The 26,124-nt window shown below is 72.5% G+C and carries 31 protein-coding genes and 1 tRNA gene; 17 read left to right on the top strand and 15 right to left on the bottom strand.

Annotated elements, in window-relative coordinates; genetic code table 11:
• Nucleotides 1-24 precede the first annotated feature (24 nt).
• Nucleotides 25-294, bottom strand: coding sequence for a hypothetical protein (locus ACLJQM_RS32490; RefSeq protein WP_410634154.1), 270 nt, complete (start codon nucleotides 292-294; stop codon nucleotides 25-27).
• Between the two features lie 174 nt (nucleotides 295-468).
• Between ACLJQM_RS32490 and ACLJQM_RS32485 the strand changes: the two genes are divergently transcribed.
• Nucleotides 469-545, top strand: a tRNA-Ile gene (locus ACLJQM_RS32485).
• Between the two features lie 36 nt (nucleotides 546-581).
• Here the strand turns inward: ACLJQM_RS32485 and ACLJQM_RS32480 are convergent.
• The 3 genes from ACLJQM_RS32480 to ACLJQM_RS32470 are packed head-to-tail and all read right to left on the bottom strand — an operon-like array spanning nucleotide 582 to nucleotide 2,971.
• Nucleotides 582-1,172, bottom strand: a complete 591-nt coding sequence (locus ACLJQM_RS32480; RefSeq protein WP_410634153.1) for a dihydrofolate reductase family protein — start codon at nucleotides 1,170-1,172, stop codon at nucleotides 582-584.
• Nucleotides 1,173-1,177: 5 nt separating this feature from the next.
• The gene (locus ACLJQM_RS32475) at nucleotides 1,178-1,966 is read right to left on the bottom strand and encodes a metalloregulator ArsR/SmtB family transcription factor (RefSeq protein ID WP_410634151.1); all 789 of its coding nucleotides are present in this window, start codon (nucleotides 1,964-1,966) and stop codon (nucleotides 1,178-1,180) included.
• 33 nt (nucleotides 1,967-1,999) lie between these two features.
• Entirely contained in the window at nucleotides 2,000-2,971 is a 972-nt protein-coding gene (locus ACLJQM_RS32470) for a hypothetical protein (protein ID WP_360769844.1), read from the bottom strand.
• A 177-nt stretch (nucleotides 2,972-3,148) separates the two neighbouring features.
• Here ACLJQM_RS32470 and ACLJQM_RS32465 point away from each other — a divergent pair, with 177 nt between their 5' ends.
• Nucleotides 3,149-4,111: a hypothetical protein gene (locus ACLJQM_RS32465; protein WP_410634149.1), complete on the top strand. Its 963-nt coding sequence runs from the start codon at nucleotides 3,149-3,151 to the stop codon at nucleotides 4,109-4,111.
• 664 nt (nucleotides 4,112-4,775) lie between these two features.
• Here ACLJQM_RS32465 and ACLJQM_RS32460 read toward each other — a convergent pair.
• Entirely contained in the window at nucleotides 4,776-4,976 is a 201-nt protein-coding gene (locus ACLJQM_RS32460; protein WP_360769840.1) for a hypothetical protein, read from the bottom strand.
• A gap of 63 nt (nucleotides 4,977-5,039) precedes the next feature.
• Nucleotides 5,040-5,555: a hypothetical protein gene (locus ACLJQM_RS32455; protein WP_247020971.1), complete on the bottom strand. Its 516-nt coding sequence runs from the start codon at nucleotides 5,553-5,555 to the stop codon at nucleotides 5,040-5,042.
• 208 nt (nucleotides 5,556-5,763) lie between these two features.
• Between ACLJQM_RS32455 and ACLJQM_RS32450 the strand changes: the two genes are divergently transcribed.
• Complete coding sequence (locus ACLJQM_RS32450; RefSeq protein WP_247020969.1) at nucleotides 5,764-6,045, top strand: isoamylase; 282 nt, start codon at nucleotides 5,764-5,766, stop codon at nucleotides 6,043-6,045.
• Between the two features lie 141 nt (nucleotides 6,046-6,186).
• Here ACLJQM_RS32450 and ACLJQM_RS32445 read toward each other — a convergent pair whose 3' ends face one another.
• On the bottom strand, nucleotides 6,187-6,900 hold the full coding sequence (locus ACLJQM_RS32445) for a LysR substrate-binding domain-containing protein (RefSeq protein WP_410634146.1): 714 nt from the start codon (nucleotides 6,898-6,900) through the stop codon (nucleotides 6,187-6,189).
• Between the two features lie 42 nt (nucleotides 6,901-6,942).
• Here ACLJQM_RS32445 and ACLJQM_RS32440 point away from each other — a divergent pair, with 42 nt between their 5' ends.
• From ACLJQM_RS32440 to ACLJQM_RS32425, 4 genes are all read left to right on the top strand, one after another.
• A complete protein-coding gene (locus ACLJQM_RS32440) occupies nucleotides 6,943-7,314 on the top strand; it encodes a DUF5997 family protein (protein WP_247020965.1) in 372 nt (123 codons plus the stop codon).
• Nucleotides 7,311-8,516 carry a kynureninase gene (locus ACLJQM_RS32435; RefSeq protein ID WP_410634483.1) on the top strand — a complete coding sequence of 402 codons (1,206 nt, stop codon included), beginning with the start codon at nucleotides 7,311-7,313 and terminating at the stop codon, nucleotides 8,514-8,516. Before ACLJQM_RS32440 ends, ACLJQM_RS32435 begins: the two co-directional genes overlap by 4 nt.
• Before the next feature lie 120 nt (nucleotides 8,517-8,636).
• Nucleotides 8,637-9,074, top strand: a complete 438-nt coding sequence (locus tag ACLJQM_RS32430; protein WP_410634144.1) for a MarR family winged helix-turn-helix transcriptional regulator — start codon at nucleotides 8,637-8,639, stop codon at nucleotides 9,072-9,074.
• Nucleotide 9,075: 1 nt separating this feature from the next.
• Nucleotides 9,076-9,912: a haloalkane dehalogenase gene (locus ACLJQM_RS32425; protein ID WP_410634142.1), complete on the top strand. Its 837-nt coding sequence runs from the start codon at nucleotides 9,076-9,078 to the stop codon at nucleotides 9,910-9,912.
• A gap of 3 nt (nucleotides 9,913-9,915) precedes the next feature.
• Here the strand turns inward: ACLJQM_RS32425 and ACLJQM_RS32420 are convergent, their stop codons facing one another.
• Genes ACLJQM_RS32420 through ACLJQM_RS32405 form a run of 4 tightly spaced genes read right to left on the bottom strand, consistent with a single transcriptional unit; the run spans nucleotide 9,916 to nucleotide 13,280 of the window.
• Nucleotides 9,916-10,542 (bottom strand): TetR family transcriptional regulator, encoded by a 627-nt coding sequence (locus tag ACLJQM_RS32420; protein WP_410634140.1) that lies wholly within the window; start codon nucleotides 10,540-10,542, stop codon nucleotides 9,916-9,918.
• Between the two features lies 1 nt (nucleotide 10,543).
• Nucleotides 10,544-11,695, bottom strand: a complete 1,152-nt coding sequence (locus tag ACLJQM_RS32415; protein ID WP_360769824.1) for an NAD(P)/FAD-dependent oxidoreductase — start codon at nucleotides 11,693-11,695, stop codon at nucleotides 10,544-10,546.
• A complete protein-coding gene (locus ACLJQM_RS32410) occupies nucleotides 11,692-11,880 on the bottom strand; it encodes a ferredoxin (RefSeq protein ID WP_247020956.1) in 189 nt (62 codons plus the stop codon). Before ACLJQM_RS32410 ends, ACLJQM_RS32415 begins: the two co-directional genes overlap by 4 nt.
• Entirely contained in the window at nucleotides 11,880-13,280 is a 1,401-nt protein-coding gene (locus ACLJQM_RS32405; RefSeq protein WP_360769822.1) for a fatty acid desaturase, read from the bottom strand. Before ACLJQM_RS32405 ends, ACLJQM_RS32410 begins: the two co-directional genes overlap by 1 nt.
• A gap of 118 nt (nucleotides 13,281-13,398) precedes the next feature.
• Between ACLJQM_RS32405 and ACLJQM_RS32400 the strand changes: the two genes are divergently transcribed.
• The 8 genes from ACLJQM_RS32400 to ACLJQM_RS32365 all read left to right on the top strand — a co-directional run bounded on the left by ACLJQM_RS32400 (nucleotide 13,399) and on the right by ACLJQM_RS32365 (nucleotide 20,718).
• Nucleotides 13,399-13,692, top strand: coding sequence for a PASTA domain-containing protein (locus tag ACLJQM_RS32400; RefSeq protein ID WP_360769819.1), 294 nt, complete (start codon nucleotides 13,399-13,401; stop codon nucleotides 13,690-13,692).
• 463 nt (nucleotides 13,693-14,155) lie between these two features.
• The gene (locus ACLJQM_RS32395; protein ID WP_360769816.1) at nucleotides 14,156-16,561 is read left to right on the top strand and encodes an ATP-binding protein; all 2,406 of its coding nucleotides are present in this window, start codon (nucleotides 14,156-14,158) and stop codon (nucleotides 16,559-16,561) included.
• Between the two features lie 53 nt (nucleotides 16,562-16,614).
• A complete protein-coding gene (locus tag ACLJQM_RS32390; protein WP_155545909.1) occupies nucleotides 16,615-17,040 on the top strand; it encodes a roadblock/LC7 domain-containing protein in 426 nt (141 codons plus the stop codon).
• Nucleotides 17,037-17,408 (top strand): DUF742 domain-containing protein, encoded by a 372-nt coding sequence (locus ACLJQM_RS32385; RefSeq protein ID WP_247020948.1) that lies wholly within the window; start codon nucleotides 17,037-17,039, stop codon nucleotides 17,406-17,408. The genes ACLJQM_RS32390 and ACLJQM_RS32385 overlap by 4 nt, the downstream gene beginning before the upstream one ends.
• On the top strand, nucleotides 17,389-17,979 hold the full coding sequence (locus tag ACLJQM_RS32380; protein ID WP_203612585.1) for a GTP-binding protein: 591 nt from the start codon (nucleotides 17,389-17,391) through the stop codon (nucleotides 17,977-17,979). Before ACLJQM_RS32385 ends, ACLJQM_RS32380 begins: the two co-directional genes overlap by 20 nt.
• Nucleotides 17,980-18,276: 297 nt before the next feature.
• Nucleotides 18,277-19,227, top strand: a complete 951-nt coding sequence (locus ACLJQM_RS32375) for a hypothetical protein (protein WP_410634135.1) — start codon at nucleotides 18,277-18,279, stop codon at nucleotides 19,225-19,227.
• Between the two features lie 49 nt (nucleotides 19,228-19,276).
• Nucleotides 19,277-19,906, top strand: coding sequence for a hypothetical protein (locus ACLJQM_RS32370; protein ID WP_360769810.1), 630 nt, complete (start codon nucleotides 19,277-19,279; stop codon nucleotides 19,904-19,906).
• Nucleotides 19,903-20,718 carry a hypothetical protein gene (locus ACLJQM_RS32365; protein ID WP_410634133.1) on the top strand — a complete coding sequence of 272 codons (816 nt, stop codon included), beginning with the start codon at nucleotides 19,903-19,905 and terminating at the stop codon, nucleotides 20,716-20,718. The genes ACLJQM_RS32370 and ACLJQM_RS32365 overlap by 4 nt, the downstream gene beginning before the upstream one ends.
• Before the next feature lie 273 nt (nucleotides 20,719-20,991).
• On the opposite strand, the gene ACLJQM_RS32360 is transcribed toward ACLJQM_RS32365, so the two are convergent.
• Nucleotides 20,992-23,274: an ATP-binding protein gene (locus ACLJQM_RS32360; protein ID WP_410634131.1), complete on the bottom strand. Its 2,283-nt coding sequence runs from the start codon at nucleotides 23,272-23,274 to the stop codon at nucleotides 20,992-20,994.
• Between the two features lie 129 nt (nucleotides 23,275-23,403).
• The gene (locus ACLJQM_RS32355; protein WP_410634129.1) at nucleotides 23,404-23,862 is read right to left on the bottom strand and encodes a hypothetical protein; all 459 of its coding nucleotides are present in this window, start codon (nucleotides 23,860-23,862) and stop codon (nucleotides 23,404-23,406) included.
• A 146-nt stretch (nucleotides 23,863-24,008) separates the two neighbouring features.
• On the opposite strand from ACLJQM_RS32355, the gene ACLJQM_RS32350 reads away from it, so the two are divergent.
• Both ACLJQM_RS32350 and ACLJQM_RS32345 read left to right on the top strand, forming a co-directional pair.
• Nucleotides 24,009-24,572 (top strand): hypothetical protein, encoded by a 564-nt coding sequence (locus ACLJQM_RS32350; protein WP_410634128.1) that lies wholly within the window; start codon nucleotides 24,009-24,011, stop codon nucleotides 24,570-24,572.
• Nucleotides 24,527-24,847: a hypothetical protein gene (locus ACLJQM_RS32345; RefSeq protein WP_410634126.1), complete on the top strand. Its 321-nt coding sequence runs from the start codon at nucleotides 24,527-24,529 to the stop codon at nucleotides 24,845-24,847. The genes ACLJQM_RS32350 and ACLJQM_RS32345 overlap by 46 nt, the downstream gene beginning before the upstream one ends.
• On the opposite strand, the gene ACLJQM_RS32340 is transcribed toward ACLJQM_RS32345, so the two are convergent.
• On the bottom strand, nucleotides 24,844-25,722 hold the full coding sequence (locus ACLJQM_RS32340) for an RNA polymerase sigma-70 factor (protein WP_410634125.1): 879 nt from the start codon (nucleotides 25,720-25,722) through the stop codon (nucleotides 24,844-24,846). The two genes, ACLJQM_RS32345 and ACLJQM_RS32340, sit on opposite strands and share 4 nt — an antisense overlap.
• A 25-nt stretch (nucleotides 25,723-25,747) precedes the next feature.
• Nucleotides 25,748-26,116 carry a DoxX family protein gene (locus ACLJQM_RS32335; RefSeq protein ID WP_410634124.1) on the bottom strand — a complete coding sequence of 123 codons (369 nt, stop codon included), beginning with the start codon at nucleotides 26,114-26,116 and terminating at the stop codon, nucleotides 25,748-25,750.
• Nucleotides 26,117-26,124 lie beyond the last annotated feature (8 nt).

Raw genomic sequence — 26,124 nt, 5'->3', positions numbered from 1 at the left:
GGCTTTGCTCCGCAACGACTTCCGTCACCGCGGGCGTGGCGAAGGCTTGTCCCGCAGTTCCTCCGCCAGTATCGCGTCGACGCGCGAGCCCGCTCGGAAGAGGGCTCGCGCGGCGGCGCGGAGCACGAAACCGAGTGCGCACAGCAGGACCAGCACGAGGCCGATGACCACGGAGTTCGCCACGAGCGCCTCCCGGTACTGGTGCGCGAGGAAGCCCAGGCCCGCCCCCGCCGTGAACGCGTCCAGCAGCGCCAGCCGGCACGCCCGGCGGTCGGGCGGGGTGGCTGCCGCCATCGGTCCCTCCCGCCGTTCCGTTCAGCGGTGACGCCCTTGCAACCTAGACGAGCGTGCGCCGGTCGGCGGCCACTTCAACCTGTTTGGCCTACCGGATCTGCCCGGATGGCCGCTGTGATAACTTGAAGCGAACTGAGACTTCTGTGCGGAAGCAAATCCGCGTGCCGGGGTCAGGGGGCGGTAGCTCAGTTGGTTAGAGCAGGGGACTCATAATCCCTTGGCCGCGGGTTCGAGCCCCGCCCGCCCCACCATTTCCCCACTGCGCCGAACCGTCCACTCCGGACTCCTCAGCGCACCCGGTCGTAGACCACCGCCGTCTCCCCCAGCTCACCCGCCTCGTGGTGGGTCAGCCGCCACTTCGACGCGGGCAGGCCGTCGTCGAACAGCCGCGGCCCGCCGCCCGCGATTTCGGGGCAGACCATCAGGTACAGCCGGTCCAGCGCGTCCGCCTCGAGCAGCGCCTTGATGACGCTCGCGCTGCTGTTGACCAGGATCTCGCCCGACCCCGACGCCTTGAGCTCGGCGACGACGTCCGCGGCCGGCGCGTTCACCAGCCGGGTGCGCTCCCACGGGACCTCGGTCAGCGTGGTCGAAAAGACCACCTTCTCCACGTCCACCAGCCACTTCGCGTAGCCGCGGTCGCGCGGGTCGGCGTTCTCGTCCGCGGCCACCGTCGGCCAGAAGCCGAGGAAGCCCTCGGCGTTGCGGCGGCCGAGCACCGCCGTCGTCGCGCCTTCCCAGATGCGGGTGAGGTGGCGGCGCGCGACGTCGGTCATCGCGTACGTGACGATCGCGCCCATGTCGGCGGGCCCGGCGGGGCCGTGGTAGCGGCCGTCGAGGGTGATGCTCAGGTTCGCGGTCACCTTGCGGTCGGTCATGGCGGTCAGCCCTTCTCGATGAGTACTGCGGTGAGGTTGTCGAGGACCTGGCCCCAGCCGGTTTCGATGCCGGCGATGGCGGACAGGGCCTCGGTGGTCGTGGCGGTGATGCGCAGGCCGAGGCGCAGCCGGGTGCCCTCGGGGACTTCGGTGAACGTCAGGTCGTAGTGGCCGGTGAACGAGGCCGGGCCCGGCACCGCGAGGTCGAACGCCAGGTGCCCGGGTTCGTCCGCGGCGTGGACCTTCCCTTCGGAGCGGTATTCGCCGTCGGCGTCGCGGTAGGCGATCACGGCCCGCCCGCCCGGCCGCGGCTCGATGCCGCAGTCGGTGAGCGTCAACGGTGCCGGGACCCACCACGACGCCAGCAGGTCCGGGTCGGTCCAGTACCGCCAGACGGTCTCGCGTGACACGGGCAGCATGCGGTCGAACGCGAACTCGCGCCCGTCCGCCCAGCGGTCCCGGCCGGCGACCGCCGAGTCCGCCTCGATGGCCGCCCGGTAGCGCGCGACGACGCCCCGCTCACCCGCGTGGCCCGCGGTGGCCTCGGCCAGCTCCCGCAGCCGGCCCGCGAAGGCGGCGAGCGGCTCCGCCTCGAGGGCGTAGACGCGGCGCTGCCCCAGCGGGAAGACGGCGACGAGACCGGCCCGGGCGAGGGTCTGCAGGTGCTTCGTGGTCTGCGGTTGCCGCAGCCCGGTCAGCTCGGCGAGCTCGCCGACCGAGCGGGGGCGCTCGGCCAGGAGTTCGACGATGCGCCACCGCGCGGCGTCCCCGAGTGCTGCTGCGATCCCGTCCATGCAGCAGAGTATTCACCAATCAGAATATTCATGTCAAGGAATATCTTGGTCGGGTAGCCAGCGCAGCCCGTAGGCGTACCCGAGCTGCGGCGCGGCGAAGTCCTGCGCGACCTCGCCGGCGCCGTCGAGGTCCAGCGGCGCGCCCGGCTGCGGCGGGTCGGCGAGCACCGAGGGCGCGACGCGGTCCAGGCGCCACACCGACCGCGGCGGCCGGTCCGGGTCGAAGCGCACGCGGACCGTGAACGACTCGCACGTCACCAGCGGCACGAACGTGTAGGACGACCGGATCGGGCGGCCGTCCTGGACCCGCAGGACCAGCGAATACGTGTGGCTGTCGCCGCGGGACAGCGGCCGCGGCAGGTCGAGCAGCCAGCGGAAGTGCCGCTGGCCCTCCCGGCTCCGGTCGCTGATCCGGACGCCGTGCTGGGCGTCGGCGGCGACGTGCCGCTCGCCGTCCAGGCCGTCGTCCGTGCGGGGCACGGTGAACTGCGCGGAGATCCGGCGGAGCCCGTCCTGGGTCGCCACGATCACGCGTTCCTCGATCAGCTCCGGCTCGGCGGTGTCCAGCCGCAGCAGTGCCTTGAGCCGTTTGACGAACCAGCCCCGGTCCGGATCGGGCGCGCCTTCGCCGGGCTGCGAGCCGGCCTGGATTTCGGCGGCGAGCCGGACGAAGGCGCGGTCGATGCGGCGCCGCGCCGTGCGTTCGGAGACCCGGAGGCGCTCGGCGAGGATGGTGACCCGGTCGCTGAGCCGGGCGTGCTGCGTTCCGGTGGCGATGCCGAGCGCGACGTTCACCGCCAGCCGGTCGGCTTCCGGGAAATCCGCGATCGCGGCCGAAATCATTTCACGGAGAACTCGCCGCGCGTCGCGGTCGCTCGCCGTCCGGTGGATTTCACACCAGCCCGAGACGAGCGGCCCGAGCCGGCTCCGCAGCCGATCGGCTTCCAATCCCCAGCCGCGCCGCAAAGTGGTGAGTTCCCGGAGCAAACCGTCCTCGTGTGCCATGGGAATTCGATTGTGGCACGCGGACTTCCGGGCGATCGGGCGTACTCGATGCGCCGATCAGGTGATTCCGGGTTGGCCAGTGCCTGGCCATTTCCGCTGTGATTCGGCCTGCGCGCGGCCCTTTCCGGTTCGCCGCCTGTCCGACCATTTTCCCGTCGACGACATCGGGAGGACGGGTTGCTCGACAGCACCGACGTCGCGGGGGTCCGCCGGCTGGCCCGCGACGGCCTGCTCGCCGGCTCGGCCGCGGGCGCGACGCCCGGCGTCCGTGCCCGGCTGCGTGGCGCGGTCTACAGCGTGGCGTGGCCGCTGGTGTTCACGCGGATCACCAAGCCGCTGGAACGCCGCCGGCGGCACCCGGACTGCGCGCGCGGCCTCGAGTGGCTGCGCCCCGACTGCCTCGACCGCTTCCACGACGACGTCGAGGCGGTGGTGGAGCACGCGCTGCGGCGCGCGACCGACCCGATCGAGAACCTCGAAGGCTGGCTGGCCACCCGCCTCAACCCGGCGACGGTCGACGCCCACCGGCGCCGGCGCGGCGAAATCGGGGCCCTGCAACGCCCTCGCCTCCCGTCCTGGCTGGGCGACGCCCTCGCCGGCGACGCCTGGTTGTGCGACCTGGCGGTGCAGGTCCTGACCTGGGCCGGCGTCCCGACGACGGCGGGCGCCGAGCTGTGGCCCCTGGACGCGTGGGCCGCGCGGCGCGCCGAGGTGACCGGCGAGGCGGTGGCCGACCGCGACACGATCGACCGCGAAGTGCGGAAGGTGCTGACGGCGATGCGCTCCCACCCGAAGTGGTACGCCGAGCACGTCGAGCGGCCGCTGGGCCACAAGCGCGCCCCGGTGGCCCCGATGCCGGCGGACAACGCGGCGGAGCTGCCGGCGCTGGAGCTGGTCGGCCCGGACGAGATCGAGGACGCGCAGCTGGTGGAACTGGCCGAGCGCGCACTGGCGGCGATCGAGACCCGCCTGGCCCGCGGCGACCCCCCGAAGGAGGTGGTCACGGCCGTGCTCCGCGTGCTGTTCGGCGCGGCGGGAGTGGGCGACTCCACCCGCGACGACTGGCTGGCGACCGCACTCGCGGACCGGGAGCGGCTGGACGGGATCGTGGCGACGGTGCTGGCCATCCTGGACCGCTGAGCGCGATCGGCCGCACGGCCCGGGTCGACTGCGGCTCGGGTCGGCTGCGCGGCCCGGATCGGCTGCGTGGTCCGGGGCGGCTGTCCGGCGCAGGTCGGCTGCGCGGTCCGGGGCGGCCGCGCGGCACAAGTCGCCTGCCCGACGCAGGTCGGCCGCTCGGCGCAAGTCGCCCGCCCGACACAGATCGCCTGCGCGGCGCAAGTCGCCCGCCCGACACAGATCGCCTGCTCGGTGCAAATCGCCTGCCCGACGCAGGTCGACTGCTCGGTGCAAATCGCCTGCCCGACGCAGGTCGACTGCTCGGTGCAAATCGCCTGCCCGACGCAGGTCGGCTGCCCGGCCAGGGTCGATTGCGCGGCGCGAGTCGACCGCCCGACGCGAGTCGCCTGCTCGACGCACCTCGACTGCGCGGTGCAAGTCGCCTGGCCGGCCCAGGTCGGCCGCCCAGCGCAAGTCCCCCGCCCGACGCAGGTCGACTGCCCGACGCAAATCGGCCGCACGGCGCGGGTCCGCCTGCGCGGCGCAGGTCGGCCGCACAGCGCAAGTCGCCTGCCCGGCCCAGGTCGCCCGCCCGACGCAAGTCGGCTGCCAGCGCGGGCCAGCTGTGCGGCGCACGCCGGATCGGGCCGAGCCGACCGCACGGCGGGAGACCGAACCCGGGCACCTAAGCCGACTTGGGCGGGGCCGTCGGGCCGAGCTCGGTCAGCCAGCTCCGGCGCGCCTCGAACACGCGCGTCAGCACCTCGGGTGGGCAGCCCGCGGCCTCGACTCGCCGGTGGGCGGCGGTCAGTTCGGCCAGCAGGAGCGCGCGGATCGCCGCACGGGCGGGGTCCGGGATTCTTCTGAGCGGGGCCGTTTCGGTCACCCCGGCCTCCTCTCCACCGCCCCGGCACACCACCGGCGGCCCAGACTTGACCTGACGGACACGTCAGCGCCACCACGCCGGTCGAGGTACCGGGAGCTGCAGCGGGCAACCCGCGTGGCGGCCCGTCCAGCACTCCGCCAGCCAGCTCGTCAGGGCCACCGGCCCGAGCAGGCTGTCCTCCCACACCGGCGTCAGCTCGCCTGCCCGGCGCAGGACCGCTTCGGCCGTGCCGCAGAACGACACGATCGCCGCGATCGCCGCGTCGGCTCGCTCTTCCGGCCAGGTGACCGCGGCTCTCGGGAGCCGGGCCGGGATGGCCAAGCCCGTGGCGATGGTGCATTCGCGCGCCAGCTGCAGGGCGAGGTCGAACTCGACGGATTCGGCGTGGCGCTGCCGGGCTCGCCACCGGGGCGAAGCCGCGGCCGCGAACAGTCCGGCCAGCCGGGCGGCGGCCAGCCCGTCCCACACCGTCAGGAGCACCGCGCGTCTGTCCGCCGGGGAGGCGACGGCGAGCTCGTGGGTGACGGCGCTGAGCCAGGCACACGGATCCTTGACTTGACGATCGACGACGACAGTCACGGCAGCCAGTTTCCCACCGGGGGCCCGCGATGAACCCGAGATGATCATGGTTCACCCGAGGACCACCCGGACGGTGGCGAACCGTTGAGCGGCCCTGTAACTCCATCGGGCACTCCACGTGACCGAATCGTCACCGCTGTGCGACCATGTCGGCGCTCAGTGCCGAGCACGCCCCTCCCGACCGCCCTCCGCGAAAGGCCGCCACCGAGTGATCAAGATCAGCAAGAGCCGGGCCGGCACCCAGCGCGTCACCTTCAGTCTCCCGCTCGCCGCACCGCCCGGACGGGTGAGCGTCGTGGGATCGTTCAACGACTGGACGCCCGGCCGCCACCACCTCACCCCGCGCTCCAACGGCCGCCGCTCGGCGTCGGTGGACGTCACCCCCGGCACAGTGCTGCACTTCCGCTACCTCGGGGAGGACGGCCACTGGTTCGACGACCCCGACCTGGCCGACCGCGCCGACGGCAACTGCGTCTGCACGACCGCCTGACGCCGCACGCCCGGGCGCGCCACCGCCGGACCGGCTTCAGCGGCTACGCGACACTCGGATTCCGCCAACCGGGCCGCACCTCACAGCTGCCGCGAATGAGTCATTCGCGGCACCCAGACAGCCGCCCGCGTACGGGGAGCTTCAGGACCGGCGGCGCCGCTTGCCCGCGCCGCCGCCGGTGCGCCGGGCCGGCTTCGGGGGCGACGGCTTCCGCACCGGACGCTTGCGCTCAGCCGACGCCGGATCCGCAGCAGGAGCCGGAGCGCGGCCGCGCGTGCTGTTGACCGTGCGGCCGCGGACGATGCCGATGAACTGCTCCATCAGGTCGGTCGTCTCGTCCTCCAGCCACGACAGCGCCACGCTCGACTGCGGCGCGTCCGCGAGCGGCCGGTAGGTCAGGTCGCGGCGGTGGTGCAGGCGAGCCAGCGACTGCGGAACGACGAGCACCCCGACGCCGGCCGCCACGAGCTCGATCGCGTCCGCCGTCGTCTCCGGGCGCGAAACCGCGGGGCGGCCCGGCAAGGAAGACCACTCCAACGTGTCGTCCAGGGGATGCAGCACCACGTCGTCGGCCAAGTCCACGGTGGACACTTCGTCCGCCGCCGCGATCAGGTGTTCCTTGGCCACCACGACCACGGTCGTCTCGGTGTAGAGCGGGATCGCGTGCAGGCCCTCGCGGTCGATCGGCGAGCGCAGCAGCGCCGCGTCCGCTTCGCGCGCGCGGAGCAGGGCCGTCGCGTCCGCCGCGGCCACCGGGACCAGGGTCAACGGGACCGCCGGCACGCGCTCGGCCCAGGTCCGCACCCACTTGGCGGGGGTCGCTCCGGGAACGTAGGCGAGGCGGAACGAGGTCACCGGGTCAGGTTACCGGGCACCCGGCTGGCTACCCTGGACGGCATGACGTCGCACAAAACCGCCCAGACCATGAAGCCCGCGACGGCGGCGAAGAAACTGGGCGTGTACCTCGAAGCCACCCCCGCGGAGTTCCAGGAGGGTGTCGTCTCCCGCGACGAACTGAACGCGCTGCAGGCCGACCCGCCCGAATGGCTGCAGGAGCTGCGCCGGAACGGGCCGCACCCGCGGCCGGTCGTCGCGGCGAAGCTGGGCGTCTCCATCGGCGGCCTCACGCGCGGCGGCATCACCGAAGCGCTCACCACCGACGAGATCGACGCGCTGAAGGCGGACAGCCCCGACTGGCTGGTGCGGGAACGCGCCACGCAGGCCGAAGTGCGCAAGGAAACCGTGCGGGTGAAGGAGAAGAACCGCTGACCACCCAGGCGGAGGCGGCGCGCCTCGACGCGGACGACGAGCTGGCGGCCTTCCGCGAGCGGTTCGTCCCGATCACCGATCCCGGCGTCGTCGCCTACCTGGACGGCAATTCGCTCGGCCGTCCCCTGCGCGCCACCGCGGACCGGCTGCAGCAGCTCGTCGCCGAAGAGTGGGGCGGCCGGCTGATCCGGTCGTGGGAAGAGCGCTGGCTGGCGCTGCCCGAAGCGATCGGGGACGAACTCGGCCGCGTCGCGATCGGCGCCGCGCCCGGCCAGACGATCGTCGCCGACTCGACGTCCGTGTGCCTCTACAAGGTGCTGCGCGCGGCCGTCGCGCTGCGGCCGGGGCGCGACGAGATCGTCACGGACACCGCGAACTTCCCCACCGACCGGTTCCTGGTCGAGAGCGTCGCCGCCGAACTCGGGCGCACGGTCCGGTGGATCGAGGCCGGCGACGTCGGCCCCGAAGACGTCGCGGCGGTGACCGGGCCGCGCACCGCGGCGGTCGTGCTGTCCCATGTGGACTACCGCTCGGCCGCGATCGCCGACCTGGCCGCCATCACGCGGCTGGTGCACGAACGCGGCGCCCTCACCGTCTGGGACCTCTGCCACAGCGTCGGCTCGATCCCGGTGGCGCTCGACGCGGCGGGCGCCGACTTCGCCGTCGGCTGCACGTACAAGTTCCTCAACGCGGGGCCCGGCGCGCCCGCGTTCCTCTACGTCAACGCCCGCCACCAAGCGGAGTTCGGCCAGCCGATCACCGGCTGGATGGGCGCGGCCGACACGTTCGGCATGGCCGCGGAGTACGTCCCCGCGCCGGGGATCCGCCGGGCGCTGTCCGGCACGCCGCCGGTGCTCGGCATGGTCGGCGTCCAGGAAGGCGTCGCGCTGCTGGCCGAGGCGGGCATCGACCGCGTGCGCGCCAAGGCCGTGGCGCTGGGCCGGTGGGTGCTCGCCCTCGCCGACGAGTGGCTGGTCCCGCTCGGGTTCGAGGTCGCCTCGCCCCGCGACGACGACCGCCGCGGCGGTCACGTCACCCTCCGCCACCCCGACGCCGAGCGGCTGTCCCGCGTGCTGATCGAAAACGGCGTGCTGATCGACTTCCGCCGTCCCGACGGCATCCGCGTGGGGCTGAGCCCGCTCACGACCGGCTTCACCGAAGTCCGGGCGGCGCTGGCCCGGATCCGGGAGCTCGCCGGCTGACGTGAACGACTCGTTCACCGCGTCCGGCGAGGTGAACGACTCGTTCATGACAGCGCGAGCCGCCCCACTCGTCCGGCCAAATAGTAGCCATGGCTACTATAGCCATGTACATTATCTGGCATGAGCACTCCCGGGCACCTGGTCTGGCGCCTCTCCATGAAGTGGCGGGTGGCGGTCGACCGCGCGCTCGCCCCGGTCGGCCTGACCCACGCCCAGTACGTCTTCCTGGCCTCGCTGCTCGACCTGCAGCGCGAACAGGCGCCGAGCCAGCGGGAACTGGCCGACCACACCGGTCTCGAAGCCCTCTACGTCTCCAAGCTCGCCCGGACCCTCGACGCCGACGGCCTGATCGAGCGCACCCGCGACCCCGCCGACACCCGGAGCGTCCGGCTGGCCCTCACCGTGCGCGGGCACGAAGTGGTCGAGCCGGCGATCGCCACCGTCGGCGCGCTGCTCGACCGCATGCTCGCGCCGCTCGGCGGCCGCCGCGGCGACCGCACCGAGGCGCTGACCCGGGAGCTCACCCTGCTGCTCGACACCCCGCTCGAAGGGACCTGAAATGCCCGTCCTCCACCACGAAGAAACCGGCAGCGGCACCCCGGTCGTCTTCCTCCACGGCAACCCCGGCTCGGCGCACGGCTGGCGCCACGTCCTCCCCCACGTCGGCCCCGGGCGGCTGCTCACGCCCGACCTCATCGGCATGGGCCGCTCCCCCAAGCCCGACCTCGCCTACACCTTCGCCGACCACGCCCGGTACCTCGACGCCTGGTTCGACGAGCTCGGCCTCGACGACGTCGTCCTCGTCGGCCACGACTGGGGCGGCGCCCTCGCCTTCGACCACGCCGCCCGCCACCCCGGCCGGGTCCGCGGGCTCGCGTTCTTCGAAACGATCGTGAAGCCGATGGCGTGGGACGACCTGTCCCCGCAGGCGGCCGAGCGCTCCCGCAGGATCCGCACGCCCGGCGTCGGCGAAGACCTGGTGCTGACGCAGGACCTCTTCATCCGGCAGGCGTTCACCGGCGGCGTCCGCACGCCGGTCGGCGCCGACGACCTCGCGGCCTACCTCGCTCCGTTCCCGACGCCGGAGAGCCGCCGCCCGGTCCTCGCCTGGGCCCGTCAGCTGCCGCTCGGCGGGGAGCCGGCCGAGCTCGTCGAGCGCGTCGAGGCCTACGACCGGTGGCTCGCCGGCAGCGTGGACGTCCCCAAGCTGCTGCTCACCTTCGAAGGCTCGCCCACCCTGCTCATCGGTAACGAGATGGCGCGGTGGTGCACCGAGAACATCGCGGCGCTGGACGTCGTCGCGGGCGGCGAGGCCGGGCACCACGCCCAGGAGGACCGGCCCAAGGAGATCGCCACCGAGCTCTCGGCGTGGCTCGACCGGCGCGGCCTCCGCTGAGCGTCAGGTGTGCCGCAGCGGCCGCGCCGCCTCGACGCCGAGCACGCGGGTCGCCACCCAGGCCAGCGAATCCGCCGTGCGGGCCGGGGTGTCCGACGGCTGCATGACGTGGCTGAGAACCGCGCGCACGACCAGGTCGATCACCACGTCGGCCTGGTCGTCGGTGAGCGGCAGCCGGTACGGCCGCACGCGCGCGGCGAGCAGGACCTTCGCGCGGGCGAGCAGCGCGCCCGCGTCGGTGGTCAGCAGCGGGAGGAGCTCCGGGGCGGCGCCGTGGGACGCCGACACGATCGCCCGCAGCAGGACGTTGTCCTCGGCGAGTTCGAGCACCGAGCGGACGGCCTCGTAGAACGCCTCGACGAGGTCGTCCGGGTGGTGTTCGAAAGCGGCGTCGACGACCGTGAGGAACCGGTCGAGCTCGTGCGCGACCATCGCCTCGGCCAGGGCGGCCTTGGAGCCGATTTCGTTGTACACGGTCTGGCGGCTGACCCCGACCAGCTCGGCCAGCCGGGCCATGGTGACCGACGGCCAGCCGGACCGCGCGGTCAGCTCGATGGCCGCGCTGATGATCGGCCGCCGGTGCTGACCACCGTCGGGCGGCGCCGGAGGTGCCCCGCTCATGATCGTCATTCTAGGCCGTGCCCGCGAAGGCGAGCGCCTCAGCCCAGGGCGCGCGGGTGGCGATCCGCCTGCGGTGCTTCATGATCTCGCGCGGGCGGTCGACGGTCAGGGCGCCGACGAGCCGGTCGCCGCGGCGGTAGAGGGTGGTGTCCCCCGCGGTCACGACCTCGTCGGCGTGCGGCGTGCCGACGAACTGGATCCGGTGGCCGTACCAGTCGGACCAGAAGTACGGCACGGCTGCGAGGGGCCGCGCCGACGCCGGGTCGAGCGCGTGCCGGGCGGCGGCCGCGCCCTGCTCGGCCGCGTTGGTCCAGTGTTCCGGCCGCAGGAGGCCGTCGAACAGCGGGTTCGCGACGTGCGCGACGTCGCCGGCCGCGTAGACCCCCGGTGGCCCGGCGGCCAGGGTCGCGTCGCACACGACGCCGCGGTCGCGCTCGTGCAGGAGCAGCCCGCTGCCCGCGAGCCAGCCGGTGGCCGGGACGGCGCCGATGCCGGCGACCACGAGGTCCGCGGGCAGCACGTCGCCGCCGGCCAGGTGCACGCCGCTGCCGGTGACGGCGGTGACCTCGGCGCCGAGCCGCAGCTCGGTGCCGGCCTCCTGGTGCAGCTCCGCCAGCATCGCCCCGGCGGTCTCCCCGACCGCGCGGACGAGCGGGACGGCGGCCGCTTCCACGATCGTCACCGGCAGGCCCCGGGCGCGGGCGGCGGACGCGACCTCCGAGCCGATGAACCCGGCGCCGACCACGACGGTCCGCGCGCCCCGGTCGAGCGCGGCGCGCACCGCGACGGCGTCTTCGGCGGTGCGCAGCGTGCGGGCGCCGGGCAGGGTGCGGGCGGTGGCGCCAGTGGCGATGACCAGGGCGTCGTAGCGGACGCCCGCGCCCGCGACGGTCACTTCGCGCGCATCGGTGTCGAGTCCCTCGGCCGGCGCGCCCAGCATCAGCTCGACCCCGAGTTCTTCGCGGAGCACCGCCTCGGCGTGGAACGGCTCGACCACCCGCGGGCCGTCCGCCGCGAGGAAGGCCTTGGACAACGGCGGCCGGTCGTAGGGTAGGTGCTCCTCGGCGCCGATCAGCACGGTCCGGCCGCGGTACCCGGTGCGGCGCGCGGCTTCCACGGCACGCAGCCCGGCCAGCGACGCGCCCACGACGACGAGGGTCATGTCAGCTTCAAGGCCAGCACGGGGCAGGCGTCCACGGCGGCGGCAAGATCCTGCCGGTGCTCCTCGCCCGGCTGCTCGTCGAGCACGACGACGGTGCCGTCCGCACCGACCTCGAAGAAGTCGGGCGCCATCGCTTCGCACATGCCCAGGCCGTCGCACTTCCCGCGGTCCGCTTCGATCCGCATCACGCACCCACCCGGCCCGGCGCGACGAAGTCGACCTTCTCGCGGACGCCGCAGTCGGGGCAGCACCAGGAGTCCGGGATAGCGGACCACGGCGTGCCGGCCGGGAACCCTTCGCGCGGATCGCCGAGCTGCTCGTCGTAGACGTACCCGCAGCCCGGGCACATGCCGCCTTCGCTCGCGTCGCCGTGGGTGTCCGCCGGCGCGGTTTCGGCGGCCGTGACCCGGGTTCCGTACCGGGCAAGGATCTTCTCGCGCTTCGACGGCTGGATGTTGGCGCGGGAGACGTCCCCCTCGAAGTGCGCGAGCACCCGCGGGTCCATCACCCGCCGCCACACCGGCGGGACGAGCGCCAGCACGATCATCCCGGCGTACCCGGTGGGCAGCACCGGCGATTCGGCGAAGTCGCGCAGGGTCTGGTAGCGCCGCGTCGGGTTGGCGTGGTGGTCGCTGTGCCGCTGCAGGTGGTAGAGCAGGACGTTGGTGGCGATGTTGTTGGAGTTCCAGCTGTGGCTGGGATCCACGCGCTCGTAGCGGCGCTTCCCCGCCACGCCGACCCGCCGGCGCAGCATCCCGTAGTGCTCCATGTAGTTGACGACCTCCAGCAGCGAAAACCCGACGACGGCCTGGATCACCAGGTACGGCAGGATCCCCACGCCGAGCCACGCGATCATCGCCGCCCACAGCACCGCGGACATCAGCCACGCGTTGAGGACGTCGTTGCCGAGCCGGAAGGGGTGCTTGTCCCGGCGGGCGTAGCGCTTGCGCTCCAGGCGCCACGCCGACTTCAGCGAACCGAAGACCGTGCGCGGCCAGAAGCGGTAGAAGCTCTCGCCGAGGCGGCTGCTCGCCGGGTCCTCCGGGGTGGCCACGCGGACGTGGTGGCCGCGGTTGTGCTCGATGTAGAAGTGGCCGTAGAAGCTTTGCGCCAGCGCGATCTTCGACAGCCAGCGCTCGTGGCTCTCCTTCTTGTGGCCCAGCTCGTGCGCGGTGTTGATGCCGATGCCGCCGATGCAGCCGATGGAGACGGCCAGCCCGATCTTGTCGACGACGGTGAGGCCGCCGTGCGCGACCAGCCAGAACGCGGCGACGAAGCCGACGTACTGGATCGGGAGGAACGCGAAGGTGATCCAGCGGTAGTACCGGTCCTGCTCCAGCCGCTCGAGGACGTCGTCGGGCGGGTTGCTCCGGTCCAGGCCGGCGGCCAGGTCGACGAGCGGGACGATCACCAGGATCACGACCGGGCCGATCCAGAACCAGGCGCTCCAGCCGGTCGCCGCGTGCAGCCCGATGGCGAGGAACGCCAGCGACGGCACGACCAGGCCGATCAGCCACAGGTACCGCTTGCGGTCTCGCCACAGCTCGGTCGACCCGGCGGGGACGGTTCCGGTCACTTCGCTCATCACGCCTCCTCGAGTGATTTACGAAACCGTACGTGATGTAAAGCTGGTTTGACAAGCACTGCTTCTTTGTCAAACCAGTCTTGCCTGCCCCGGTAAACTGGCCGGCGGGTGAAGAGCAGTGGCGGATGAACCGCGACCGGTGGTCGTGCCGGACTTCCGGGGCAGGCAGGCGCTCGACGCGTGGCTGTCCGGGCACGACGCGGGTTTGACGCTGCAGGGACCCGATCCGGACAGTCCCCACCCCTTGCTGAACGGCTTGGTCGTCGCCCAGCTGCCGGCCGCCGGTACCCGGCTCGACCGGTGGGGCGCGGTGACCGTGTGGGTGGCCGGCGGCGGCGACCCCAGCGGCGTCCGCGAGCCCCGGCGGCCGCTGCCGGAGGTCCGGGAAGAACCCGGCTGCGGCGAGCACTGACGCGGGTTCCCGCGACACGCCGTGACGGCGTCCTGTGGTCAAGATCATCAAGTGTGCCGCGACGGCCTCCGCCGGGTACGCGCGGGCATTACCGCCGCCCCTTCTTTCCCGCAACGTGAACACCCCGTCCGCCGCATCGGCCGAATTCACATTCACCCGTTCGGCCCAGCGTGCAAGCCGCCGAAAACCGTCGCGGGTCCGTTACCAGAGGAAATGGCGGTAACCACCCCGATGCACTCGGTAAACACCGTTCAACGCTGGTCGGACAAGCGTCCGCCAGCCGGGCCAGCACCACCGGCCCTCAGTGGTTCGTGGTAAAAAACGGACCCTGATCGATTCCGCGGCAACACGGAGAGTGAGGCGAAGACGGGTGAGGGCCGCCGCTGTGTCCCATCGTCGTGTCCGCCTCCTCCTCCGGGTCCCCTTTCCTCGCCGACCGTCACTCAGGAGTTCGTGAACCGCCGTGCTGAACAAAGACGCCAAGGACGAGTCGGACAAGCCGTACGACAAGTCGATCCGCAAAAGGCTGACCAGGACCGTTCTCATTCCCAGCGTGACCCTGCTGGTGCTGTGGATCGCGGTCTCTTCGTACTTCCTCTTCAACGGCGTTTACGTCCGGCTGGTCGCCGCTTCGGTGCGTGAGGTGTCCATCCCCGCGGCCACCGCGCTGGCCGAATTCCAGAAGGAACGCCAAAGCGCGCTGCAGTACCTGGACGACCCGGCCCTCGGCCCGGCCCGGCTGCAGGCGCAGCAGAAGGTCACCGACGAGAAGCTCGACACGCTGAAGGACGCGTTCGCCGCGACCATCTCCACCGCGCCGGACGAGATCGCGACCAAGGTCAACGCGCTGAAGTCCCAGTTCGACCAGCTGCCCGTGCTGCGCTCGCAGGTCAGCTTCCGCAGCATCGACCGCGCGCAGGTCAACAGCTACTACAACGGCGTGATGGACACGGCGTCCAACCTGTTCGACACCCAGGCCCGGATCGTGCCGGACGCCGAAGCCGCGACCGGCGGCATCACCGCGACCTCGGTGTTCCGCGCCGGTGACGCGATGTCGCGCGAGACTTCGCTGGTGTCGACGGCCTTCTCGGCCGGCACCTTCGCCCCCGACGACTTCGCCCAGTTCGCGCAGCTGTCCGGGACCTACCGCGCGCAGCTGGCGCAGATCGAGCCGTTCCTCGACGCGGGCGTCCGCGACCGCTATCGGGCGCTGGCCAAGAGCGCCGCGTGGCAGCAGCTGGCCACCGCCGAGCAGGCGATCGTCAAGCACGGCCCGTGGTCGCCCAGCGAGCAGAACTCCGTGCCGGTGTCCGAAACGGACTGGCTGAACGCGACCACCCAGGTCGCCCAGGGCCTCAACGACCTCGCGATCACCCAGGCGGACAAGGTTTCCGCGGCCGCGATCGACTCCGGTGACGCCCAGCTGCGCAACGTCATCATCGGGTCGATCCTGGCTCTGCTCGCGTCACTGGCGGCGATCATCGTCGCGGTGCGGGTGTCCCGCTCGCTCGTCGACCGCGCGCTGATGACGCGCCTCGCGCGGCTGCGCAACGACTCGCTCGACCTCGCCCGCAACCGGCTGCCGAACATCGTGGAGCGGCTGAAGAACGGCGAATCGGTCGACCTCAAGGAAGAGCTGCCGCAGCTCGACCACGGCCGCGACGAGATCGGCCAGGTGGCGGAGGCGTTCAACACCGCCCAGCTGACCGCCGTCAACGCCGCGGCGAGCGAGGCGAAGGCCCGCAGCGGCGTGCACAACGTGTTCCTCGGCATCGCGCACCGCAACCAGGTGCTGGTCCACCAGCAGCTGCAGATCCTCGACGAGATGGAAGCGCGCGAGGACGACTCGACGCAGCTGGCGTCGCTGTTCCAGCTCGACCACCTCGCCGCCCGCGCGCGGCGCACCACCGAGAACCTGATCATCCTCGGCGGCAAGCAGCCCGGCCGCCGCTGGCGCAAGCCGGTCGCGCTGATGGAGGTCCTGCGCGCGGCCGTCTCGGAAACCGAGCAGTACGCGCGGGTCCAGGTGGAGCAGGTCGCCGACGTCGCCATCGTCGGCGCCGCGGTGGCCGACACCATCCACCTCGTCGCCGAGCTCGTCGACAACGCGACGTCGTTCTCCCCGCCCGGTTCGCCGGTCGAGGTGACCAGCCGCATGGTCGCGCGCGGCGTCGTCGTCGACGTGTCGGACCAGGGGCTCGGCATGAAGGACGGCGTCCGCGAGTGGGCGAACTCGATGATGGCCGAGGCCCCCGAGTTCGACGCGATGGCGCTGCGGGCCGACTCCAGCCTCGGCCTCTTCGTGGTCGCGCGCCTGGCGGCCCGGCTCGGCATCACCGTCACCTTCGACCCGTCCCGCTACGGCGGCCTGCGCGCCACCGTCCTCATCCCGGTCCAGCACCTGGCGGGCCAGGACAGCGCCGGCGGCGACGAGCCCGGCAGCTCCCCGGCGGAAACGACCGCGGTCCTGGCCCCGGTGGGCGCCCCCGCCGCGCGGGCCGCAGAAAGCTCACCCGGTTCGATGGACTCACCCAGCTCGTTCACCGGCCAGATCCCGATGAAGCGGGAGACCAAGCCGAGGCCGTACCCGGTGCGGGCGCTCACCCCGCCCGAAGCGCTGCCCTCCGTGCCGGCCGCGGCGCCGGAACCGGAGCCGGTGCCCGCCGCGGAGCCGGCCGCCGCGCAGCGCCCGACCGACGACCGGCCGCGGCTGCCCCGGCGCGAGCCCCAGCAGAACCTCGTCGCCCAGCTCGAAGCCGAACCGGACAACGGCGACGACGACGTCGTGACGCCGGGCGAAGGCACCGCGCGCACGCTGGCGGCGTTCCACAAGGGCACCCGCCGCGGCCGCGGGCCGGACGAAGCCTAGTTCCCGACCACACACCGGAAAGTCCACACAGGAAAGTCAGGGTCTGACGTCGAATGAACGAGTACGGGAACCCCAAACCCGATCTCAACTGGCTGCTCGACGACGTGGTGAGCCGCGTGGTCGGCGCGCAGAACGCCATCGTGCTGTCCGCCGACGGGCTGCTCATCGGCAAGTCGGCAGGCATGAGCAAGGACGACTCGGACCAGCTGTCGGCCATCGCCTCCAGCTTGCAGAGCCTCGCCAAGGGGGTGAGCAAGCAGTTCAACCGCGGCCCGGTGCTGCAGAACATGATCGAGATGGAACGCGGTTACCTGTTCGTCTCGGCGGCGGGCCAGGGTGCCTGCCTCGCCGTGCTGGCCGCGGACAGCGTCGACGTCGAGATGATCGCCTACGAGATGAGCCGGCTGGTGAAGCGCGTCGGCGACTACATGGCGTCCGCGCCGCGTGAAGCGGCGCACGTCCTGCGGGAGGCCACGTGAGCGCGGAAGACGGCTGGTACGACGAGGCCGCCGGACCACTGGTCCGGCCGTACACGATCACGAGCGGCCGGACGCCGGCCGACACCGCGCGGCTGGACCTGTCCACGCAGGTGATGACGCTGCGCTCGGAGCAGGAGCCGGTCGGGCTGGGCCCGGAGCACGTGGCGATCGTGCAGCTGTGCCGCCACCCGGTTTCGATCGCCGAGATCGCCGTCTACGTGAAGATCCCGCTCGGGGTCGTGCGCGTGCTCGTCGGCGACCTGATCGAACGCGGCCTCGTGATCACGCGCTCCCCCACCCACCACCCGGCGCAGTCGCCGGACCTCGAAACTCTCCAGGCGGTTCTCGATGGCCTCATCAAGTACTGACGGCACCGGGGCCGACCTGGTCCCCACGCCGGTCAAGATCATCGTCGCCGGCGGGTTCGGCGCCGGGAAGACCACGATGGTCGGTTCGGTCAGCGAGATCCCGCCGCTGACGACCGAAGAGGTGCTCACCGAGGCGAGCGCCGGCATCGACGACCTGTCCGGCGTGGAGCGGAAGACGACCACGACGGTCGCGCTCGACTTCGGCCGGATCACCATCTCGCCGCGGCACGTGCTGTACCTGTTCGGGACGCCGGGGCAGGCGCGTTTCTGGTTCATGTGGGACGACCTGGCGCGCGGGGCGATCGGGACGGTCGTGCTGGTCGACACCCGGCGGCTGGAGACCAGCTTCGCCGCGATCGACTTCTTCGAGCGCCGGAAGATCCCGTTCGTCGTCGCGGTGAACTGCTTCGACAACGCGCCGCGCTACACCGCCGACGAGATCCGCGAGGCCCTCGTGGTCCCGGATCGAGTGCCGATCGTCATGTGTGATGCGCGTGACAGGGATTCCAGCAAGCTCGCGCTGATCCGGTTGGTGAAGCACGCGATGACGGTGGTGCCCGCGCGGGTCTGAGACCTGCGCGTTGTCCGCTTCGTGTCCGGTCAGGACTCGCCGGTGTCCGATGTGTCCCTCCGTGTCCACCCCGGACACCGGCGTACCCACATGGCCCAATTGGTTGCACCACCCGGGTGCAGCTTTTTAGTTGAGCAAGCATCCAACTGATAGCATCCGCTCGTGACCGATCGAATGCCGGACTTTCCTGAATATATAAGGGAAAACTACCCCGCATCGGGTCGGCTGTCCGGTGACTTTCTGTGCGGGCTTTGGGCTACGGCCTGTGAAGCGCTCGGGGTTCCGCTGGAACAGTCCGTGCGGACCACGCGGATGCTGCGCGCCGCGCTGCCCCGCTGGGCGCACGAGCGGATCGGGCCGGCGCCCGTCCACCCGTCCTATGTGGCGGCCGACGGCTTCCCGGCCGAGATGTCGGTGAACTGGTCCGGCGGTCACCCCGAACTGCGCGTGCTGTTCGACAGCCTCGGCCACGACGTCGTCTGGCCCGGGGACGGCGATCCCGTCACCGGCAGGCTGGACCGCGTCCACGAGACGTTCACCCCGCGGACGGGCCGCCCGTCCCCCGCGCCGGTGTGGCACTCGATCGCCTGGCGCCCGCCGTCGCGGGTCGTCCACAAGACGTACTTCGGCCTCTACGCCTGGCCGCCCGCCCACCGCGAGGGCGCCGTCACCGAGGCCATGGAGCGGCTCGGCATGGGCGCGGCCTGGGACGACGCCCGCCGCCGGGTCGAAACCGTCGACGGGGTGCGGGAAATCGAGTTCTTCGCGGTGGACCTGGGCGACGAGGCCGAAGCCCGGGTCAAGATCTACTACCGCAACCACGGTGCCGGCCTCGCCGAGGTCAACGACGTCGCTTCGGTGGCGCTGAGCCACGACGCCGAAGCCGCGGCGGCCGCGTACCGCACCCTCGCGGGCGACCGGCTCGACGCGGGTGAAGCCGCGCTGAGCTGCTTGGCTTTCCGGTCCGGGGCGGACCGGGCCGCGGAGGCCACGACGTACCTGCGGCTGCCCGATCTCACGTCCGGTGACGAAGAAGCCGTCGAGCGCACGGCGGAACTGCTGCACCGCGAAGGCGTCGACCCCGGCCGGTTCCGCCTCCTCACCGCCGCGCTGGCGCCGGGCCCGCTCTCCGAGACGCGCGTGCTGGAGCTGGTGAGCTACCGCACCGCGGGTCGCCGCGGCGACGTGACCACGTACTTCCGGTTCCCCGTCTACGACCGGGCGCTCGCGCCCGTCGACCTCGGATAGCGGTCCCCGGAAGGATGATCTCCCGCAGCACCACGGTAAGGAGCCGATCGTGACCCAGCAGGACGTCGAGCGCATCGCCCGCCACAACGAGCAGCGGCAACGGGAATACGAGTCCTCGGAACTGATCCGCCTGCTGAGCGACGAGACCACGTCGCCGGAGACCAGGAAAGCGGTGCTCACGTACCTGCAGCCGTGGTCGAACGCCTTCCAGCGGATGATCAGCGCGCGGGTCAGCTTCGAGAGCGACCCGGAGCTGCGGGCGCTCGCGCTGGAGCACCAGCAGGAAGAGGTCGGCCACGACAAGATCCTGGCTCGCAGCCGCGCGGAGGACCGGCAGCTGGTCTGGGACCCGGTCATCGAGATGGGCGCTTCCTGGTTCGTCGACCAGTTCGCGATCCTGCCCGGCGTGCAGCGCGCGGTGCTGGCGCACCTGGCCCTCGAAGCCGGCAGCCTCGTGTTCAGCCAGGCGGGCACCCGCGCGTTCCCCGAGGACGAATACTTCGAGCTGCACGACGAAGCCGACGTCGAGCACCTCGAGATGGGCTACGAACTCCTGCGGCAGCGCGGGGACTGGACCGAGGAGTCGGTGCTCGCGGTCCTCGACCGGGCGTGGCAGGTGATCGGCGTGGTTTCCGACCGCATCGCCGAGTGCGCCCGCCGCGATACGGTGGCGGCATGACCACACCTGAACCCGCCGACGCGGCCCGCGCGATCGCCGCCGAAGCCGCCGACGCCTACCGGGAAGCGTTGGGAGAGCGCCTGATCGGCGCGTACCTCCTGGGAAGCCTTTCCTACGGCGGCTATTCCGCGGCGGCCAGCGACATCGACCTGGCCCTCGTCCTCACCGACGTCCCCGAGGACGACCAGGTGGCCCCGGTGACGGCGGCGCTGCAGGAGCGGAGTCCGCTGCACCGCAAGCTGTCGGTGTTCTGGGCCTCCCTCCCGGCCCTGCGCGAAGGCCGCGACGACGGCCGCTTCCCGGCCCAGGACCGCTTGCAGCTGGCCGACCACGGCGTCCTGCTGACCGGCGAGGACGTCCTCGCCGAGGTCGCCCGTCCGGCGGCTTCGGAGATGTTGCTGGAGAGCGCCCGCTTCGCGATCGCGGTCCTGGCGACCGACGAGGTGGCGGCCGAGTTCCGCGAGCCCCGCCGCCTGCTGGCCGACAAGGTGTGGTTCACGAAGGCGGTGCTGTTCCCGGTCCGCTTCCTGTATTCGGCAACACTCCCGACGGGTCGCGCGGCGAACAACGACGAGGCCATCGAGTGGTTCCTGTCCCAACCGGACACCCCGGCGGCGTCGCTGGTGAAGCTGGCGGAACGGGTGCGGGCCGGGCACCCGCTCGAGGCGGAGGAGGCGCGGCCCGAGTTGCTCGCGGGACTGGTTCCGTTGTACCGCCACTACATCGAGGCGGAGGCCAAGCGCCTGCGCGAGACCGACGCTCCGGCCGAGGTCGTGACGGCGTTCGAGAACTGGGGCGAACGCCTGGGCTGACGACGCCGGTGCCGTGCCGTCCACATCGGACGGCACGGCACCGGTCCGCTCGGTGGCCACAACGGTGTGACCGAGGTGTCGACGTCGATCCCGCGGCCGGGTTCGATGAACTGTCGCGTTCCGCGCGGCCAGCCGTCGCGCTGCGCGAAACTCGAACGCGAGAGTCGAGAACCGCGTAGGGCACGGTCGCAGTTCCCGACGCGGTCCGCGGCACCGGAGGATCGTTCGCGAGCACACCCGGAACTCCGTTACGGGAAACGGGATACTTCCCCCTCATGCCTGCGGCGTCGGCACCTGCGGATTCCGCGCCGCCCAGGCGGCCACCTGTGAACGCGAGTCGAAGCCCAATTTCCGCAGGATCCGGTTCACGTGGCCTTCCGCCGTCCGGCGGGAAATCACCAGCCGGTCCGCGATCTCCTGGTTGGACCGGCCGTCCGCGATCAGGGTCACCACTTCCCCTTCCCGGTCGGTCAACGGCGTCGGCTGCGAAGCCGCCACCACCTCCGGCCGGGCCGGGCCCAGATCCCCCAGCGCGTAAGCGATCGCCTCCGGCAAGCCGAACTCACGCCCCCGCCGGAACGCCACCTCGAACGAGCCGTCACCCAGTGCGCGTCGGGTCCGCTTCTCACACTCTCCGTGCGGGGCGCCGAAGTACCGGGAACCGAACATCGGGAACCCGACCGCCTGCCAGATCGGCTGCGCCGACCCCAGCATGACCGCCGCCGGCTCCCAGCGTTCCCGCGCGGCTTCGGTCCACGCCAGCGCCTCGATCGCCAGGACGATGCCGAGCAGGTCGTGGAACGTGCTCTTCACCCGCAGGCAGTCCCGCCCGCGTTCGGCCGCCCGGTCCAGCTCACCGCGGCCCAGCGCGACCAGGGCCTGGGCGTAGATCGCGTACGCGTGCGCCCACTGCTCGCCGTGGGCGACGCCGGTGGCGCACGCCTCCTCGCACAGGCGGCCCGCGCGGTCGAGGTCGCCGAGGAAGATGGACGCGATGGCCAGTTCGATGCCCGCCAGCATCACGTTGCTGTTGAGCTCGCCGAGCTGCCGGTAGCGGGCCTGCGCCTCCTCGAACAGCGTCTTCGCGTCGCCGACGTCGTCCCCCACCAGCAGGTTGCAGCCGAGCCGGTGCGTCGCGTACGCCAGCGCGACCTCGTCGCCGGTCCGCTTCGCGTAGGCGCGGCACTCCTCCAGCATCGCGATCGCCGCCGCGTTGTCGCCCTGCAGCGTCGCGACGTACCCGTTGACGCACAACGCTTTCGCCCGTTCCGCGTCCGGTTCGGCGGCGAGGGCGAGCGCGCGGTCGAGCCAGTGGCGGCCTTCACCGAACACCCCGCAGCCGGCCCAGTAGAACCAGAGCGTCGAGGCCAGCCGGAGGCCGGTGCCGAGCTCGCCGGGTTCGGTCAGGCTGTAGTCGAGCGCGGCCCGCAGGTTCGCGTGCTCCAGGCGGGTCCGCCGGAAGATGTCCGCCTGCTCCGGGCCGAACCACGCCCGTTCGCTCCGCTCGGCGACGTCGAGGTAGTGGTCGCGCATCCGCCGCAGCACCACCGCCGTCTCGCCCGACTCGGTCAGCTTGTCGCGGCCGAACTGCCGCAGCGGTTCCAGCAGCCGGAACCGCTGCCGGTCGCCGTCGGCCTCGCGGATCAGCACCGACTTCTCCACCAGGCCGGCGAGCCGGTTCCGCAGCTCCCCGGCGGGCAGGCCGTCGCCGGCGCAGACGCGCTCGGCCGCCGCCAGGTCGAAGCCGCCCACGAACACCGACGCGCGCGCCCACAGGTGCCGTTCGGCCGGGCGGCACAACGCGAAGCTCCATTCGACGGCGGCCCGCAACGTCTGGTGCCGCGGCTCGCCGCCGCGCTTCACCGTGCCGGGCAGGCGGAAGCAGTCGCCCAGCCCGCTTTCCAGCTCCGCCAGCGTCAGCACCCGCAGCCGGACCGCGGCCAGCTCGATGGCCAGCGGGATCCCGGCCAGCAGGCGGCAGATCGCGCTGACGCGCTCCTGGTTCTCTTCCGTGACGGCGAACTCCGGGTCGACCGCGGCGGCGCGCTCGGCGAACAGCGTCAGCGCCGGGTAGCGCAGCCACGCCCCGCCGGCCAGCGGGCGGCCCGGTTCCGGCACCGGCAGCGGCGAGACCGGCCACAGGTGCTCGCCGGCCAGCGCGAGCCGTTCCCGGCTCGTCGCGAGCAGCCGGAGCCCGGGCGCGGCCCGCAGCAGGTCGTGCGCCAGCGCGGCGCAGGCGTCGAGGAGGTGCTCGCAGTTGTCCAGGACGACCAGCGTCCGGCGCTCCCGCAGGTGCTCGGCGAGCACGGCCGCCGGGCTCCGGCCGGTTTCGTCGTGCACGCGCAGCGCCTCGAGCACCGTGTGCGCCACGAGCGCGGGGTCCTGCAGCCCGGCGAGTTCGACCAGCCAGACACCGTCGGGGAACGCGCGGGACAGCCCGGCGGCGGTCTGCACGGCCAGCCGCGTCTTCCCGACCCCGCCCACGCCGGTCAGCGTGACCAGCCGCGCCCGCGTCAGCAGGTGCTTGACCTCGGCCACGTCGGCCTTGCGTCCCACGAAACTCGTGGTGTCCGCGGGGAGGTTGCCCCTCTCGCACCCTGTGCCCACTCGTGAACCGTAGGAGGGCCTCACGTGCCGGTCAATGCGAGGGGGTGCGCGTCCCTCGGAGGTTGCAACGCCCGGGCGTCAGGCGTCCGGGATCCCGTACAACGTCGGCGCGTCCCCGCCGTGCATCGCGGCCAGGCTCGTCCGGCAGGCCTGGCGGACGTCGCGGTTCGCCGCCGAACCGGCCTGGCCGCAGCGCGGGCAGAACAGGTGCACCGCGCCCGGCGGGGTCTCGTCGACGGCGACGTCGACCGGGCATTCGCAGCGGCGGCACCAGCGGTGCCCGGTGGCGACCAGGACGTGCAGCGGATCGCCGACGCACTGGTGCGTCCAGCACCGGTGGACGTAGCAGGTGCTGCGCATGTGCGGGTTGAGGCCGTGCTCCTCGGCGGTGTCCTCGGCGGCGAGGATCGCGGAGAGCCGCCGGTCGGGGAGGTCGGCGTAGCGGTCGCGGCCGCGGGAGGAGGGGGCCGGCCGCGCCTCCGGGACGTCCGAGGGGGTGACGACCCGGAGGAGGGGACGCGACCGGCCGTGCACCATGGGTTCCGAACCTCCTGCGGACTTCTGCGGCACGTCCGAGACTGCTCCGTACGGCCGCGCACCACACCCGTACAAGTACCCGACTCCATACCTGTCCCGGATCACCCAGCGCACCCGCGGGACTACTTCACGCAGTCGCGGCGGGCATGTGCCGCGACGCCGTGCTCGCCCGGATCCACCGCGGGCACGAGCTGCTCCGCGCCTCCGTGGCCGAGCCGCTGCGGACACGGCTGTGCGCGGCGGTCGCCGACCTGCACAACCTGGCCGCCTGGACAAACTTCGACAGCGGGCACGTCGGCGCCGCCCACCACGACCTCGACCTGGCGCTGAGCCTGGCCGAGCACTGCGGGCAGGACGACCTGGCCGCCAACCTCCGCTACCGGCGCGGCCGCATCCACCTGCACCACGGCGCCGCGGACGAGGCGCTGGCCCAGTTCCAGCACGGCAGGCTGGCGGCGCGGCGGTCCGGGTCGGCGCCGGCGGCGAGCATCCTCAGCGCGAACCAGGCGTGGGCGTACGCCGAAAAGGGCGACGAGCAGCTCGTGCTCGACCTGCTCGGCCGGGCCGGCGAGGAGTTCGCGGCGGCGGGCCGCCGGACTGGGCGCGGTTCTTCACCGAGACCGACGTGTCGGCGATGGCCGGCACGGTGCACACCGAGCTCGCCGTGCGCGTCCGCCCCCGCCGCTCCCGGGCCGCGATCGCCGCGCTGACCGGCGTGATCGCCCGCTACGGCCCCGACATGGCGCGCAGCCGCTCCTTCTGCCTGGCCATGCTGGCGCTGGACCACCTGATCGAGGGCGAGCTGGAGCGCGGCGCGGAGATCGGCACCGAAGCGGTCGACACGGCCGAGACGCTCAAGTCCGTCCGCACCAAGGACCGCCTGCGGCCGCTCAAGCTGGAGGCGGACAAGCACCGCGACCACGCGGACGTGCGCGCGCTGGCCGACCACATCACGGCGTTCGCGGTGAGCTCGACGCACATCTAGCGCAGGGTCAGCGGGGTTTCGGACTCGACGCGGGTCAGCTTTTCCGGGTTGCGCACGTAGTAGAGGCCGCTGATGCGCCCGCCCTCGACCCGCACGGCCATGACGCCGTCGAGCTCGCCGTCGAGGCGCAGGGTGAGGCCCGGGTTGCCGTTGACGACGGTGGCCTCGGTGGTGAGCGCGGCGGCGTTCCTGGCGAGGCCGCCGAGAACCAGCCGCGCGAGCCGGTCGGCCCCGGTGATCGGCCGCGGCACGGCCTGCTTGACGCCGCCGCCGTCGCTCATCAGCACGACGTCCGGCGCGAGGACGTCGAGAAGTCCTTGCAGGTCACGGCTTTCCAGCGCGCGCTGGAACGACTCGAGCACCGCCCGGGTCTCCCGCGCGGAGACGGTCTCGCGCGGGCGCCGGGCGTCGACGTGGCGCCGCGCGCGGTGCGCGATCTGCCGGACGGCGGCCGGGGTCTTGCCGACGGCGGCCGCGATTTCGTCGTACCCGAAGTCGAAGACCTCGCGCAGCACGAAGACCGCGCGCTCGGTCGGCGCCAGCGTTTCGAGGACGAGCATGAGCGCCATGGACACGCTCTCGGCGAGCTCTACGTTTTCAGCGACGTCCGGTGTGGTGAGCAGCGGTTCCGGGAGCCACGGGCCGACGTAGGCCTCTTTGCGGCGTTTCAGGGTGCGCAGCCGGTTGAGCGCCAGGCGGGTGGTGATCCGGACCAGGTAGGCGCGCTCCTCGCGCACCCCGGCCGGGTCGACGTCCACCCACCGCAGCCAGGTTTCCTGCAGGACGTCCTCAGCGTCGGCGGCGGACCCGAGCATCTCGTAGGCGACGGTGAAGAGCAGGTTCCGGTGGGCGACGAAGGTGTCGGTGGCGTTCATGGGCGTCTCCTTTTCCCGGCCGCGGTCAGGCCGCGAACCGCCCCCAGGCGACGAACGCGGCCACGGCGAGGTAGGCGAGGTTGAGGACCACCAGGTTCGCGCTGCCGTGCCGGACGTGGGTGATCATCGCACCGATCATCAGCAGCACCCAGCAGACGGCGGTGACGGGCACGAGCACGGGCGCGACCCCGGTCAGCGCGGGCAGCACCAGCCCGGCGGCGGCGAGCAGTTCGAGCACCCCGAGCCCCTTGACGAACCAGGGCTGGGCATCGGCCGTCCATTCCCCGCCCCTCGCGGCGGCCAGCTTGGCTTGGGGCACGAACGCCTTGCTGACACCCCCGGCGAGCGCGACGAGGGCGAGCGTTCCGGCGGCGATCCACAGCGCCAGGTCCATGACAGTCT

It is taken from the genome of Amycolatopsis sp. cmx-4-83, assembly GCF_046548815.1.
Taxonomy (GTDB): Bacteria; Actinomycetota; Actinomycetes; order Mycobacteriales; family Pseudonocardiaceae; genus Amycolatopsis; species Amycolatopsis pretoriensis_A.
Note: the sequence above shows the minus strand (reverse complement) of the source record. Positions and strands in the feature narration are given on the sequence as shown.

Excerpts from the sequence above, each read along its gene's own strand:
- ACLJQM_RS32490 (WP_410634154.1), bottom strand. The coding sequence starts at position 294 with ATGGCGGCAGCCACCCCGCCCGACCGCCGGGCGTGCCGGCTGGCGCTG.
- ACLJQM_RS32480 (WP_410634153.1), bottom strand. The coding sequence starts at position 1,172 with ATGACCGACCGCAAGGTGACCGCGAACCTGAGCATCACCCTCGACGGC.
- ACLJQM_RS32475 (WP_410634151.1), bottom strand. The coding sequence starts at position 1,966 with ATGGACGGGATCGCAGCAGCACTCGGGGACGCCGCGCGGTGGCGCATC.
- ACLJQM_RS32470 (WP_360769844.1), bottom strand. The coding sequence starts at position 2,971 with ATGGCACACGAGGACGGTTTGCTCCGGGAACTCACCACTTTGCGGCGC.
- ACLJQM_RS32440 (WP_247020965.1), top strand. The coding sequence starts at position 6,943 with ATGACGTCGCACAAAACCGCCCAGACCATGAAGCCCGCGACGGCGGCG.
- ACLJQM_RS32430 (WP_410634144.1), top strand. The coding sequence starts at position 8,637 with ATGAGCACTCCCGGGCACCTGGTCTGGCGCCTCTCCATGAAGTGGCGG.
- ACLJQM_RS32425 (WP_410634142.1), top strand. The coding sequence starts at position 9,076 with ATGCCCGTCCTCCACCACGAAGAAACCGGCAGCGGCACCCCGGTCGTC.
- ACLJQM_RS32420 (WP_410634140.1), bottom strand. The coding sequence starts at position 10,542 with ATGACGATCATGAGCGGGGCACCTCCGGCGCCGCCCGACGGTGGTCAG.
- ACLJQM_RS32415 (WP_360769824.1), bottom strand. The coding sequence starts at position 11,695 with ATGACCCTCGTCGTCGTGGGCGCGTCGCTGGCCGGGCTGCGTGCCGTG.
- ACLJQM_RS32410 (WP_247020956.1), bottom strand. The coding sequence starts at position 11,880 with ATGCGGATCGAAGCGGACCGCGGGAAGTGCGACGGCCTGGGCATGTGC.
- ACLJQM_RS32405 (WP_360769822.1), bottom strand. The coding sequence starts at position 13,280 with ATGAGCGAAGTGACCGGAACCGTCCCCGCCGGGTCGACCGAGCTGTGG.
- ACLJQM_RS32390 (WP_155545909.1), top strand. The coding sequence starts at position 16,615 with ATGAACGAGTACGGGAACCCCAAACCCGATCTCAACTGGCTGCTCGAC.
- ACLJQM_RS32380 (WP_203612585.1), top strand. The coding sequence starts at position 17,389 with ATGGCCTCATCAAGTACTGACGGCACCGGGGCCGACCTGGTCCCCACG.
- ACLJQM_RS32365 (WP_410634133.1), top strand. The coding sequence starts at position 19,903 with ATGACCACACCTGAACCCGCCGACGCGGCCCGCGCGATCGCCGCCGAA.
- ACLJQM_RS32355 (WP_410634129.1), bottom strand. The coding sequence starts at position 23,862 with ATGGTGCACGGCCGGTCGCGTCCCCTCCTCCGGGTCGTCACCCCCTCG.
- ACLJQM_RS32350 (WP_410634128.1), top strand. The coding sequence starts at position 24,009 with ATGTGCCGCGACGCCGTGCTCGCCCGGATCCACCGCGGGCACGAGCTG.
- ACLJQM_RS32340 (WP_410634125.1), bottom strand. The coding sequence starts at position 25,722 with ATGAACGCCACCGACACCTTCGTCGCCCACCGGAACCTGCTCTTCACC.
- ACLJQM_RS32335 (WP_410634124.1), bottom strand. The coding sequence starts at position 26,116 with ATGGACCTGGCGCTGTGGATCGCCGCCGGAACGCTCGCCCTCGTCGCG.